Annotated in this window: 10 protein-coding genes; 7 read left to right on the forward strand and 3 right to left on the reverse strand. The window is 69.4% G+C overall.

The genetic code is table 11. The annotated features are described in order from the left end of the window. Positions 1-222 precede the first annotated feature (222 nt). The 4 genes from AB4Z55_RS06645 (at position 223) to AB4Z55_RS06660 (ending at position 4675) form a co-directional block, all read left to right on the forward strand. Positions 223-828 carry a helix-turn-helix domain-containing protein gene (locus AB4Z55_RS06645; RefSeq protein WP_004019154.1) on the forward strand — a complete coding sequence of 202 codons (606 nt, stop codon included), beginning with the start codon at positions 223-225 and terminating at the stop codon, positions 826-828. Between the two features lie 70 nt (positions 829-898). Then, entirely contained in the window at positions 899-1864 is a 966-nt protein-coding gene (locus tag AB4Z55_RS06650; protein WP_369519422.1) for a 2Fe-2S iron-sulfur cluster-binding protein, read from the forward strand. Next, positions 1861-3162: an amidohydrolase family protein gene (locus AB4Z55_RS06655; RefSeq protein WP_369519423.1), complete on the forward strand. Its 1302-nt coding sequence runs from the start codon at positions 1861-1863 to the stop codon at positions 3160-3162. Before AB4Z55_RS06650 ends, AB4Z55_RS06655 begins: the two co-directional genes overlap by 4 nt. Before the next feature lie 448 nt (positions 3163-3610). Beyond that, positions 3611-4675 (forward strand): IS110 family transposase, encoded by a 1065-nt coding sequence (locus AB4Z55_RS06660; RefSeq protein WP_369519140.1) that lies wholly within the window; start codon positions 3611-3613, stop codon positions 4673-4675. Between the two features lie 68 nt (positions 4676-4743). Here AB4Z55_RS06660 and AB4Z55_RS06665 read toward each other — a convergent pair whose 3' ends face one another. Beyond that, the gene (locus tag AB4Z55_RS06665; protein ID WP_004019151.1) at positions 4744-5226 is read right to left on the reverse strand and encodes a cupin domain-containing protein; all 483 of its coding nucleotides are present in this window, start codon (positions 5224-5226) and stop codon (positions 4744-4746) included. A 161-nt stretch (positions 5227-5387) separates the two neighbouring features. Here AB4Z55_RS06665 and AB4Z55_RS06670 point away from each other — a divergent pair, with 161 nt between their 5' ends. The 3 genes from AB4Z55_RS06670 to AB4Z55_RS06680 all read left to right on the forward strand — a co-directional run bounded on the left by AB4Z55_RS06670 (position 5388) and on the right by AB4Z55_RS06680 (position 12295). Beyond that, positions 5388-6479 carry an alpha/beta hydrolase gene (locus AB4Z55_RS06670; RefSeq protein ID WP_369519424.1) on the forward strand — a complete coding sequence of 364 codons (1092 nt, stop codon included), beginning with the start codon at positions 5388-5390 and terminating at the stop codon, positions 6477-6479. A gap of 144 nt (positions 6480-6623) precedes the next feature. Continuing rightward, a complete protein-coding gene (locus tag AB4Z55_RS06675) occupies positions 6624-10877 on the forward strand; it encodes an AMP-binding protein (RefSeq protein ID WP_369519425.1) in 4254 nt (1417 codons plus the stop codon). Further along, entirely contained in the window at positions 10859-12295 is a 1437-nt protein-coding gene (locus AB4Z55_RS06680) for an ATP-binding protein (protein ID WP_369519426.1), read from the forward strand. The genes AB4Z55_RS06675 and AB4Z55_RS06680 overlap by 19 nt, the downstream gene beginning before the upstream one ends. Here AB4Z55_RS06680 and AB4Z55_RS06685 read toward each other — a convergent pair. Next, complete coding sequence (locus tag AB4Z55_RS06685; RefSeq protein ID WP_004019147.1) at positions 12256-12945, reverse strand: response regulator transcription factor; 690 nt, start codon at positions 12943-12945, stop codon at positions 12256-12258. The two genes, AB4Z55_RS06680 and AB4Z55_RS06685, sit on opposite strands and share 40 nt — an antisense overlap. A 57-nt stretch (positions 12946-13002) precedes the next feature. Next, positions 13003-13482 (reverse strand): DUF2231 domain-containing protein, encoded by a 480-nt coding sequence (locus AB4Z55_RS06690; protein ID WP_248643636.1) that lies wholly within the window; start codon positions 13480-13482, stop codon positions 13003-13005. Positions 13483-13512: the final 30 nt, after the last annotated feature.

The raw sequence follows: 13512 nt of genomic DNA on the forward strand, positions 1-13512 counted from the left end.
ACGGAACTTCCTCGGAGACTTCGGGATCGACGTGCGACGGTGCACGAGAGGGTTGGTGGTCCCGCTGTGGCTGGGGGTCGGCGGGGGTGGGGCGGTTCGTGATACTTGTTGATCACGTCAACACGACCGAATATAGGAATGCGCTGTTGCCGCGACGTTAACCAGCGCTGCGGGCATGTAACCATCGGTGGCGATTTCTCGCCGGAGGAAGGGGGTGGCCGCATGGCGCTCGACGAGCCGGATCTCGCGCAGGTGTCACTCGGCACCGAAATCCGCCGACGCCGTAAGCAGCACGGCCTCACACTGGCGAATCTGGCTGCACAGGCCGGTATCTCGCACCCGTTCCTGTCCCAGCTCGAGCGCGGTTACGCGCGCCCGAGCATGACGACGCTGGAACGGATCGCCCGAGCCCTGGACACCACGCAGGTGAGTCTCATGCTGGCCGCCGATCCCACGCACGTGGCAGGAGTTCCGCCCGCGGCGCCGATGGGGGCACAACTGGTACGCGCGGGAGAGGGTGCGACCCTCCCGCAGGCCGGGGACAACGCCGGATATGCGCGCCTGCTCGTCCGCGGCGACGCCGTCTTCTTCCCGCAGGAGCAGTTGTTGAACAGAAGGGACCACGGCGAGTACTTCCAGCACGAGCAGGACGAATGGCTGCACGTCGTCGACGGCGAGATCGAGGTGGACCTCGGGGATGACAGTGTTCTCGAATTGCGAAGAGGCGACAGCCTTTACTACGCTGGCGGCATTCCCCACCGATGGCGGCTCATCGGTGCCGTGGCTGCTCGCCTGATCGTTGTCCAGGCGTCGGCGCAGGTGCCCTGACCCGCGGTGGTGGGGCTGGTTCCCGTGGCTGGGAATTCCGGCGGAGATCGAAGTATCGAGGAGATCTCCGATGTCATTGTCAGTGAACGACATTCAGGACACCGTACGTGTTCGCGTGGTGTCTCGGCGCCGGATCGCCCGGCGGGTGGACGAATTCGTCCTCACGCCGTCCGGAGGTGAGGCGCTGCCGCCGTGGACCGCCGGTTCGCACATCGATCTCCACACGCCTGCCGGGCCGGTGAGGCAGTACTCGCTGCTGTCCCCGCCCGATGACACGGACAGGTATCGGATCGCCGTCGAACGCCGGCTCGACAGCCGCGGGGGTTCGGTCTCCGCGCACGACGACGTCGAGGTCGGCGCCGAGGTGACGATCAGTCTGCCGCGCAACCACTTCGCGTTGACGCGCGCACTCGGGTACGTGTTCGTGGCGGGCGGCATCGGCATCACTCCCATCCTCGCCCTCGTCGACGAGGCCCACCGCACGGGCCGGCCCTGGCGGCTCGTGTATGTCGGGCGTACCCGCGCGGACATGGCCTTCGTCGAGGACGTCGAGTCCAGGTACCCCGGGCAGGTGACGGTCCACGAGTCGAGTCGATCGGGTCGCCTGGATGTCGGCGACGTGCTCGCCGGCCTGGCACGCGGTACCGCCGTGTACACATGCGGTCCGCCGTCGATGCTGGATGCGGTTGCGCGCGTGTGTGAACCGCAACCGGCGGTCGATTCGTTCGCGGAGAAGTTCACCGCGACGTCGACGGAGTCCGAGGCCAACGCGGAGTTCGAACTCTCGCTTGCCTTCTCGGGTGTGACGGTGACGGTGCCGGCGGACCGCACGATCCTCGACGTCCTCGACCGACGCGGGGTGGTGGCCCCCTCGTCGTGTCGCGAGGGGGTGTGCGGAACGTGCGAGACCGGGGTTTTCAGCGGCGAGGTGGACCATCGGGACTCGATCCTGTCCCCGGAGGAGAGGTCCGAGAACGAGTCCATGATGATCTGCGTGTCTCGGTGCACGAGTGGTCGATTGGTTCTCGAACTGTGACCACGACCGTGCTCACCGGGGCCGCGGCGGTGCTGCGCGACGCCTCGACGGTCGCGCGGGACCCGGTCGTCGTGGTGGACGGGTGGATCGGCAACGGCGCCGACGGACAGGACGGGGCAGATCAGGTCGTCGACGTCTCGGGGTGCGTGGTCACCCCCGGCCTGGTGAACGCCCACCATCATCTGTTGCAGACCGCGTTCCGATCGCGCCCGGAGAGTCGATCCGTCCCGATGTCGCAGTGGCTCGACTCGATGGCGCAGCGCTATTCGTCGATCGGTGTGGACCCCGAACTCACCGCCGCGGCGGCGTCCGTCGGACTCGCGGAATCGCTGCTGTGCGGTGTGACCACGGTGGCCGACCACCACCTCACCTGGCCACGGGATCAGGACCCGGTCGCACTGGCGGGTGCGACGATCGGTGCCGCCGCACGGGTGGGGGCGCGGCTGGTGTTCGTGCGGGGCACCGCTCGTGACGACCCGGATCTGGCTGCCGCATCGGTCGAGGACATCCATCGGACGTACCTGGATGCGGCTTCGACCGGAACCAGTCCCGACGGAATGCTCCAACTGGCCGTCGGGCCGTCCGGAGTGCACGCCGACGGACCCGAGACCTTCGCGACGCTCGCCGAGGTCGCTTCCCGATTCGGTCTGCGTCGCCGCACGCAGGCCAACGAGCAGATCGATGTGCAGGTCGCCGCGGAACGATACGGGCGACGCCCCCTCGCCCTCCTCGAGGAGTGGGGTTGGCTCGATGACGACGTCACGGTAGCGCACCTGTGCGACATCACCGACGACGAACTGGCTCTTCTCGCTCGGTCGGGAGCCTCGGCGACTCATGCCCCCGGATGCGACGTGCCGATGGGCTGGGGTGTCGCGCGGGTGTCCGCGCTGATGTCGGCGGGCGTGCGGGTGGGGCTGGGCACCAGCGGCGGGGGAAGCAACGACGCCGGGCACCTGCTCGCCGACGCCCGTCTGGCCGTGCAGGTCTCGGGACTGATCGGTGAACCCGTCACCGCACGTGCGGCTCTCGCGATGGCCTCCGAGGGTTCGGCGGCCGGCCTGGGCCGCAGCGAGCTGGGGCACCTGCGGCCCGGCGCCGCAGCCGACCTGTGCGTCTGGGACTGCTCGGACGTCTTCGACGCCGGGGTCCCGGACCCGGTGGACGGACTGCTCTGGGCGGGCCCGGGCCGTCGACCCCGCGACGTCATGGTCGGCGGACGGTGGGTGGTGCGCGACGGCAGGCTCCTCGCCGCGGAATCCCGCACGCTAGCAACCGAACTCGGAGGGCTGCTGACGTAACCCCCCCGCTCCCTGAGGTGCGAGCGACGAGGCTCCTTGCTCCCTGAGGTGCGAGCGAAGCGACCTCCCGCTCCCTGAGGTGCGAGCGACGAGGCTCCTTGCTCCCTGAGGTGCGAGCGACGAGGCTCCTTGCTCCCTGAGGTGCGAGCGAAGCGAGCCTCGAAGGGTCACGCGAGGTGTCTCAACAGGCCCTTCGTGGCAGTGAGAATGGGTGTGGTGGTCGTCATGGGTTGAGGCCTGACCTGCTTCGTGGCTGACGGTGCTGTCATGGACGAGATCTGTCGGCCTCACTGCGCTGGCGATCACCGCAACACAACGACCTTGGGAGACCGGGGCGGGTGTGACCTAATAAGGGCCGTGTTCGGGCTTGAGCCCGTGACTCCTCACTGTCGTGTCCACCCGCCCCGGCGAGGTCATCCATCACCGCAGTGAAGGAGACACCGCCAGAATGACCGAGACAGCAACGGCTACGCAAGTGGTCGTACTCGGGGTTGATACCCATCAGCAAACCCACCACGCAGCGATCATCGACACCCTCGGCCTGCCGTTGGCCGATCTCGAATTCCCCGCCTCGGCTGCCGGCTACCAGCAGCTGCTGGACTGGGCCCGCACCCACGGTCGCCTCGAACAAGCCGGGGTCGAATCCAGCGCCTCATACGGCGCGGGACTCACCCGCGAGTTGACCGCCGCCGGTATCGAGGTGATCGAGGTCAACGCCCCGGACGTGCGGGCCCGCCGAGCCCAGGGCAAGTCCGACCAGCTCGATGCTTACGCCGCGGCGATGGCTGTGCTGACCGGGCGGGCCACTGGCCACGCCAAAGACACCACAGGCGTTGTCGAGTCGATCCGAATGCTGTACGTGGCAAGGAGAATGGCGGTCGATCACCGCACCGAACTCGGTGACCAACTCCGTGACCTGTGCACCACGGCACCCGATGAGTTCGCTGATCAACTCAAAACCCGCACCACCACGCCTCAACGACTCGCACTGGTCGAATCATTCACGGCCCCGGCGTCGTTGACCGATCCGCGCGCGGCGTTTGTGTTCGCGGCGAAGTCCATCGCCGGGCGGTACCGGCAGACCCACCGCGAGGTCACCACGTTGACCCGCGAACTCAACAAGCTGTTGAAACCATTGGTGCCTACCGTGCTGGGCCTGCCTCAGGTCGGCCCGATCACCAGCGCACGGCTATTGATCACGATCGGGCACAATGCCGAACGCATGCGCACCGAAGCCACCTTCGCCAAACTCGTCGGTGTCGCGCCGTTACCGGCATCGTCGGGCAAGACCGTGCGTCACCGCCTCAACCGTGGCGGTGACCGGGCGGCTAACAGCGCGTTGCACATGATCGTCGTCGGACGGATGAAATCCCACGACCCCACCCGCGCCTACCTCGCCCGACGCGGCAACGAGAAAACGAAGAAGGAAATCATCCGATGCCTCAAACGCTACGTCGCCCGCGAACTCTACAAAGCCTTCACCACCGACCTCGGAGCGCTTGACAATCTATAGGACCATCTCGTCGCTTGCGCTCCTCGCACCTCAGGGAGCGGATGGGGGTTGCTTGCGCTCCTCGCACCTCAGGGAGCAGATGGGCCTGTCGCACAAGGGGGTGCCGGGGCGTCCTCGGAGAGCGGCTTGTTCAGCGGCATCAGGTACAGGACGTCGAGGACGACCGGGGTGGTCCCGAGGTTGGTTCCCTCATGGGTGTTCGCCTTGCCCCCGGGCTCCTGGATGATCTCGCCGGTCCGGTAGACGACCGGTTTGCAGTCGGAGCCGGGATGGGTGAGCGTGCCCTGGCGGACCAGGCCGATGAGCGTGCCGTCGTGGTAGTGCCAGCCCGTGGTGCCGCCGGGAGCGATGGTGATCTCGCGGACCTCGACGTGCACGCCGTCGGGCACGAAGGGCAGCAGATCCGCCGGGATGTCCGCCTTGGCCAGGCTGACCGCCGAGATCCCGGACGAGGGCGTGGCATTCGCCGCCGTCGACGACATCGCGAGGGGCGTCAGGAGAGCGGCCGCGGCGGCAAGCGTCGCGACGGCGGTGCGCAGGAGAGGTGTCATCGTCCGACCGTACGTCGACCGGGCGGAGGGGATAACCGATTCGTCCGATTCCGCTGGGGGACAGCTCTGGACGATTGACCCGAACGGTTCTGGGTACAGGTCGATGTGCCTACGATGGCGGAGCCGGGTCGATGACCCGGCCCGAACCCAGGGAGCCGTGGATGTCTCGCTTGTCCCATGTCGCGATCGTCGTCGGCGCTGCCCTCCTCTGCTCGGTGCTCGGCGTGACGGGGCTGCTGGTGCCGTCAGCCGGTACCGCGGCCGCGGACACCCTCGCCGGGGTCCGTTATGCCAAGGCGACCGCGGACGCGCCGTACCGGGAGACCTGGGTGTCGCCGCGGAACCTGGTGGTGTCGGTGTGGTCGCGGTCCATGCAGACCCAGGTCCCGTCGCTGGTGCAGACGCCGGCCAACCGGAACCAGGCCGCACCGGTGATGTACCTGCTCAGCGGATCGACGGGCGGCGAGGACAACGACGACTGGACGCACGCCACCGACGCCAACTCCTTCTACGCCAACAAGAACGTGTGGACCGTGACCCCGATCGGCGGTGCCGCGAGCTACTACGCCGACTGGCGCCGCGTCGATCCGGCCGCGAACTTCCGCTTCGGCGTGAAGTCGTCCCGGCCCCTGCGGTGGGAGACCTTCCTGACCTCGGAATTGCCCGCGGCGTTCGAGAACGCGCACGGGGGACGATCTGGTCCGGGGCGCTCGCGCGGCGTCGCGGGGATCTCGATGGCAGGTACGGCGGTGCTCCGGATCGCCGAGAACCACCCGGGCTTCTACCGGGCGGTGGGCTCCTACTCGGGATGCGCCGACACCGCGTCGCCCACCGGACAGCTGCTCCTGCGCAATGTGGCGTTCGTGCCCGGACTCGCCGACGCCAGCAACATGTACGGGCCGCCCGGCGATCCGCAGTGGGCGGCGCAGGACCCGGTGATCAACGCCTACAAGCTCGCTCGCCGCACCCCCGCCCTATGGATCAGCGCGGCGACCGGCCTGCCCGGCGCGCATGACAACCTGTCCGACCGCCGAGTTGCCGGCAACGTGGGGGAACTCGCCGAGCAGGTCGCCGCCGGCGGTTTCGCGGAGGCGACCGCACGATCGTGCACGGTGACGATGGCGAATCGTCTCGCCGCGCTCCGCATCCCGGCCGTCGTCCGGCTCCCGGCGACCGGTACGCATTCCTGGGGGTACTGGGAGGACCAGATGCATGAGTCCTGGCCGATGTTCGCCCGCGCGCTCGGGGCGTGACGCCGCGGGAGATGCACCGCGGGCGGCGGTCGCCGTCGACCGCCGGACCTCGCGTTTCAGCGTCCGTTCAACTCGGCGGACCTACGGTCGGGACGTGATCTCGGGGCACGGCTCCACCAGACGATGTCCAGGGGGCGATCCGCGATGACCGTCACCCGCCGCGGCCTGTGGCTGTCGCAACTGCTGCATCCCGAGGTCTCGCACGTCGTCGCCTTCGGCCTGACCCTGTCCGGCCCGCTCGATGCCGAACTACTCGACCGCACGGCCCGCGCGGTGCTCGATCACGTCGGCTGGTGCGACGTACGTCTGAGTCCGGACCGTTCGCCGGCCGACGGTCATCCGCATCCCGTGCAACCCGCCGGCTCCGGACTGGACCCGGTGGCGTGCGTGGACCTGTCCGCGTGTGCCGACCCGGCGGCGGAGAGCGAGTCGCGAGCGCAGCGTGTCCTCGATGATCCCGCGGGCGCCGACCTCGGACTCCCGCTGTTCCGCAGTGAACTGCACGTTCTCGCTCCCGACCTCCACCGGTGGATCGTGCGTGTTCATCACGTGCTCACCGACGGCGCCGGCGCCTTGCGGGTGATGGCGCACATCGCCGCCGTCTACGCGGGTGCCGCGCGGCCGGATGAAATGCCCCTCGCCGACGACCTCGAACTCGAGGCCGAAGAGGAGAGGTATCGCGACTCGCGACGCCGAGGAGTCGACGAGGAACACTGGGCGCGACGACTCGACGCCCTCGAACCCTCTCGGCTCGCCGGTACCGTCCCGCGCCTCACGTCGTCGATCGTGCGCGTCACCCACACCCTGACCGGTCCGCGCACCGCGTCATCGGCGGAGTTCGTCACCGGGTTCGCCGGTCTGTGCGCCCGGCTCCTCGACACCCCGGACGTGGGTCTGAGTCTTCCGGTGGCGGCACGTACCTCGGCGGCGCGTCTACGGGCGGTGCAACCCGTCTCGAACGTCGTGCCGTTGCGCCTCGCCGGAATCGGCGACCGGGGCGCAGGTCAGGCCCTCGCCGACGTGTCGTCGGCCCTGGTCGACGCGCTGCGCCATCAGCGTTTTCATCGTGAGGACATGCTGCGGAACCGGAAGGAGCTCAACGACTTCGGCGCGGTGGTCAACCTGTTGCCGGGTTTCGATCCGCCCGCCGTCGACGGTCTGCACTGGGGACTGGAGGTGATGCGGACCGGTCCGATCTCCGACGTCGCGGTGACCCTGCACCCCGCGGACCAGGACGGGCGTCAGGCGGTGACCTGGGAAGCCCCGGCTGCCGTTTTCGACAGCGACGCGCTGGCCACCCTCGCCCGACGCTTCGACCGACATCTCACCGCCACCCTCCTCGAACTGGACGGCGGCCCGACGATTCCCGACGACTCGGTGTTCGTCGACGGCGAATGGGAGCGGTTCCGGTGCGTGAGCGGGCCGCCGACGCCGCCCTTCACGCCGACCGTGAGCCACCTCGAGAACCACTGGACGTCGGACCCCGAGGCCATCGCGATCATCGACGGAGAGGTCTCGGTGTCCCGGCGCGAGTTCGCCCGCCGGGTGGATCGCGGGACCCGGTTGCTCGTGGAGGCCGGGGTCGGTGCGGGCGACCGGGTGGCGGTGTCCATCGAGAGGTCGGCGGCCTCCGTCGTCGCGTTCTGGTCGGTGCTGTGTGCGGGCGGCGTATGGGTGCCGATCGGCGACCCGTTCGCACCGGAGGCGCGAACGCGTGATCTGCTCGATCGCTCGGGCGCCAAGGTCGGGTTGTGCGTGCCGGGCGCCCCACGCCCGGGCTCGATCCGGTGGCTGGATCTCGAGCACAGCGACCCCGATTCCCCGGAGGCCGACCGGAGGCCGGGACTGGACTGCGGGCCCGACGACGCGGCCTACCTGTTGTTCACATCGGGGTCGACGGGAACCCCCAAAGGCGTGGTCATGACCCACCGCGGCCTGCCCGCCCTGATCGCGGAGATCCGACAGACGTATGCGCTCACGTCCGGGTCACGCATCCTGCACGCCTCGTCCCCGACCTTCGACACCGGGATCGTCGAGATGCTGTGCGGGGTCGTCTGTGGGGCGACCGTCGTCGTCGCGCCGAACTCGACTCCCGGCGGGGACGGTCTCGCACACCTGATCCGACGCCATCGCGTCACCCATCTCATCGTCACTCCGTCGGTCCTCGACACCCTGCCCGTGGATCTCGCCGACGACCTGGTGCAGGTGATCATCGGCGGCGAACCGCCCTCGCCGCGGTTGGTCGACCGGTGGTCAGGGCGCGTCCGACTACGAAACGCATACGGACCCACCGAGTCTCGATGTAGCATCAACATCTCCGCGCCGCTGTCTCCGGGCGGGGCGATCACGGTGGGCCCGCCGATGGTCGGGGTCGGCGAGGCGGTCCTGGATCGCCTGGGGCGGCCACAGCCTCCTGGTGCGCTCGGCACCCTGCACTGTGTGGGTCCGCAACTGGCCGACGGCTACCTCGACGACCCGGCGTCGACGGTCGAGGTCTTCGCGAAGAGCGTGTTCTCCGACGATGAGATCATGTACCGGACCGGGGACCTTGCCCAGTGGACCGAGTCCGGTGAAGTCCGTGTGCTCGGACGGCGCGACAGCCAGGTGACCCTGCGAGGATTGCGCATCGAACTCGCCGAGATCGATGCCGCGCTGGGGCGATGCACCGGTGTGCGCAGTTCCGCGACGATCCTGCGTGAGTTGCCGTCGGGCCGTACCGCGCTGGTGTCGTTCGTCGTGCCGCAGGACACCGGAACGGACGTCGACGCACCCGGGCTGCGTCGCGCGGTCGCCGGTGTGCTGCCGTCGTACATGGTCCCGGCGCTCGTCGTCGGCATCGACGCGCTGCCCCGTACCGGCAACAACAAGCTCGACGTCGGAAAGCTGGCGGACCACCCGATCCCCGGTCGTCGGTCGGCGCGTAAACCCATCGGCTCGCACGAGACCCTCCTGGTGCGGGTCGTGGGTGAGGCGCTGGGCACCGACGCGGTGGACCTGTTCGCCGGCTTCCTCGAGCAGGGCGGTGACTCCCTGGCGGTCATGCGGGTCGTCGGATCGCTCACGGCGGCGGGGCATTCCGAGATCGGGCCCGACGACATACTCACCGCCCCCGACCTGGAGACACTGGCCGGGCGGATGGTCGCGCCGGTGTACTCGGACATCGCCTCGCCGCGGGAGGCCGGGTCCGACGACGACCGGCCGCTCACGTCCGCGGAACGGACGGTCGAACGCGCGCCGGGGCACCCGCACGGGCAGCTCGTCCGCGTCGCATGGGTTCCCCCTGAAACCGGGCGACCCACCTCGGCCGAACTGCGGGAACTGCTCCGCGCGTTGGCCGTTCGGCACCCTGCCCTGCGGTCGATCTACCCCGACACCCCCGCCGGGCCGGTCCAGCGGGCGCTGGCGGGGGGCGCCGGCACCGCGATCGATGCCGCCGTGCAGGTGGTTTCGGAGTCGAATCCGAACCCGACACGCGAGCGGCTGAGTGCACTGGCCGAGCAGATGTCGGCGACGCTCGACGTCCGGGTGGCTCCGCCGTTCTGCGTCCGCATCCTGTCGGACGCCGACGGCGATGTGGAGGCCGCGGTCGCGGTGTTCCATCACATCGCGGTCGACGGTCAGTCGCTCGGAACACTGGCTCGGGAGGCGGACCTGATCGCTCGCGGGGCCGATGTCCCGGCCGTGCACTCCATCTCGCCGCGCGCACCCCGCGCCGACCGCGGAGTCGACGGCGCGTCGTGGCAGAAGTTGCTCGGCCTGCCGCCCGAGCAATCGTTCACGCTGGACGGGGTGAACCCGGTCTCGCGCACACGGTCAGCGGCGATCCGCCGTCGAGCCCTCGTCGACGCCGATGTCCACACACGATTCCACACCGACGCGTCCGAGCGGGGCATGACGTCGTTCGAGGCGTTCGGTCGATCGGTGTCCGAGGCGTTGGCGAGGCTGACCGGACAAGATCGGGTGATGGCGGCCACCGCGGCGTCGACGCGGCCGGCGGGCTTCGAGGACACCGTGGGGGACTTCGTGATCTCCGCGATGACGCCGCTGGACGCCCGAGAGGATGCGCGCGACTCGGTGGAGCGGACCCGTCGGTGCATCGGCGCGGCGACGGGGCCGATGGAAGACGTGCTGGACGCACTGGGACGCCCGGTCGTCGACGGTCGCCTCTTCCCGGTTCCGGTTCTCCTGGGCTGGGTCCCGACGATCACCCGGCCGAGCGCGGGTGGTCATCTGTACGTGTTCCCACCGCGGATCACGCGATGGATGCTGCAGATCGAGGGCTCGCCGACCGCGCAGGGGGAGCTGCAGGTCCTGGTGACCGGTGCGGCCTCCGCCCTCGCGGAATCCCGGGTCGAGCAGGTCCTCGCCGAGGTCGTCGCGTGCGTGCGCCGGGCGTGACACCCGCGGTGCCCGACCGCCGACGGCGATTCCGGGCGGCCAGCGTTCGCATGCGACTGACGGTCGTCGGCGCGGCGATGCTGTTCACCGCACTGCTGATCGCCGGCGCGATCGTGCTGTTCGTCCTGTACCACTCGTTGAACACCGCCGCCGACGGCGCGACCGCCGCACGCAGCGGAGAGATCGTCGACGCGATGTCGCGGTCGGGCGTCGCCGGACTCGATCCGTCGCTGCTGGAACGGACGGAGGCCGTCGACATCGTCCAGATCGTCGGTCGCAACGGCGACGTGCTGGCCGCCACGCCCGGTGTCGAGCAGGACCGGGCGCTCGTCCCGCCCGCGGGCCGGGCCGGTGTGAGCCACGTGATCGACGCCGCATTCTCCGGGAGCGACACCGAGTATCGCGCGACCGTTCAGGGTGCCGAGGTGTCCGGTGACCTCGTCACGGTGGTGGTCGGAGCCGGGGAGGGCAGCATCCACGCCACCGTGTGGACGGTGTTCGCCGTGCTGTGCGTGGTGTTCCCGATCATTCTCGCGGCGGCCGTCATCGCGACCGATCAGCTGCTACGGCGAGCGCTGCGTCCGGTCGAGTCCATCCGCGCCGAAGTCGCCGACATCTCCCGTGCGGGCGTCGCCCGTCGGGTGCCCGTCCCCGACACCGGAGATGAGATCGCGACCCTCGCCGAGACGATGAACGAGATGCTGGACCGGCTCGCATTCGCTCGTGACCAGCAGCTCCGTTTCGTCGGTGATTCGTCGCACGAGTTGCGGAGCCCGCTCGTCACCATCATCGGACTGCTCGAGCTGGCCGACCGGACCGGCGAGCCCATCGACGACGATTCGGTGTCGACGCTTCTGCTCCCCGAGGCATACCGCCTTCGAGACCTGATCGACGACCTGCTGCTGCTCGCGCGCGCCGATGAGTACGGGCTGCGCCCCGAGTTCGAGGACGTGGATCTCGACGACATCGTCAACGACGAGGTGACCCGGCTCGACCTGACGACCGAACTCGACGTCGACGCCACGGTTCTCCCGGTGCGGGTGACCGGCGACCGGCGACAACTCGCGCGAGCGTTGCGGAATCTCGGCGACAACGCGACCCGGCACGCCCACGGCGCGGTCAGTGTCACGATGGCGGTCGGACCGGAGCGGGTGGCGGTGACCGTCGCCGACGACGGTGTCGGCGTTCCTGACGAGGACCGGGATCGGATCTTCGACCGGTTCGTCCGCCTGGACACAGCTCGTGAACGCGGCGGCGGGACGGGTCTCGGCCTGTCGATAGTGGCCGAGATCGTGCACGCGCACGGCGGGACGGTCGCGGTCGCCGACACCGGGGCCGACGGGTTCGCCATCGAGCTGTCGCTACCGCGCACGACACCTCACGACAGCGGGCCCCCGCCGTCACCGGCGAGGAGATAGCCTGCGCCCCGGACGGTTTCGATGGTTCGACAACCGAACGGGGTGTCGATGCGCCGGCGCAGATAGCCGACGTACACCTCGACGATGTTGTCGTCGCCCCGGTAGTGCGCGTCCCATACCGATTGCAGGATCTCGGTCTTGCTGACGACTGTTCCCTTGTGCCGCATCAGGAACTCGAGCACGGCGAACTCACGGGCGGTGAGGCGGATCGGGGTGTCGCCGCGCCGGACCTCCCGCGTTGCGGGGTCGAGGGTGAGCGAACCGGCACGGAGCACGGCGGGACGCTCGGGCGCACCGCGTCTCACCAGCGCCCGGAGGCGGGCCGACAGCACGACGAACGAGAACGGTTTGACGAGATAGTCGTCGGCACCGAGGTCGAAGGCGTCCGCCTCGTCGTATTCGCCGTCCTTCGCGGTGAGCATCAGGACCGGCGTCCACACGGCGCGCCTGCGGAGCTCGCGGACGACCTCGTACCCGTTGAGGCGCGGCATCATGATGTCGCTGACGATCACGTCGTAGGTCCGAGTGCAGGCGCACTCGACGCCGTCGACCCCGTTGTCGGCCGTGTCGACCGTCCAGCCCTCGGCCGCCAGGGTGCGGCGGAGGGTCTCGGCGGCCCGCGGGTCGTCCTCGATCACCAGCACGCGCATGCGTCCCAGTATCACCGGCTGGGGTCGCAGCCCGCGGACCCGTCGACCCCGCGCGTCTCATGTCCAGACGGCGCGTGCCCCGCTCTCGCCGATGCGGTACACCATGATCACCGACACCACGGCCACGACGACGAGCAGCGCGCCGAGAGCGATGGCGACGGGTCGGCTCGTCGGGATCGTCGTTCTGGACACCCTCGTGCGGACGGCGGTGAGTAACCGGTCGTCGTGCACAGCCCACCACAGCACGGTCAGGGCGAAGAGAGGTCCGACCCAGTAGATCAGCTGGTCACCGAGGCCTGCATGACGTTCGACCGCCGCACTCGCGGGCACCTGTTCCTCCAGCGATTCGCCCGCGGAGGTGGTCAGCGGGACCGCGATGAGGGTGCCCAGCGCGACCAGCGGGGTGAGGATGCCGAGCCGACGACGCGCGGCCGGCCACACCACACCTGCGATCGCCATCAGCGCGGTCAGGGGAACGAGGACCACGACCAGGTGCACGAGGAGTGGGTGAAGGGGGAGCCCGTTGATGGTGTCCACACCGTGAACCTAGCTCGGCCGAGTTGAAGG

It is taken from the genome of Gordonia sp. ABKF26 (assembly GCF_041103195.1).
GTDB lineage: Bacteria > Actinomycetota > Actinomycetes > Mycobacteriales > Mycobacteriaceae > Gordonia > Gordonia terrae.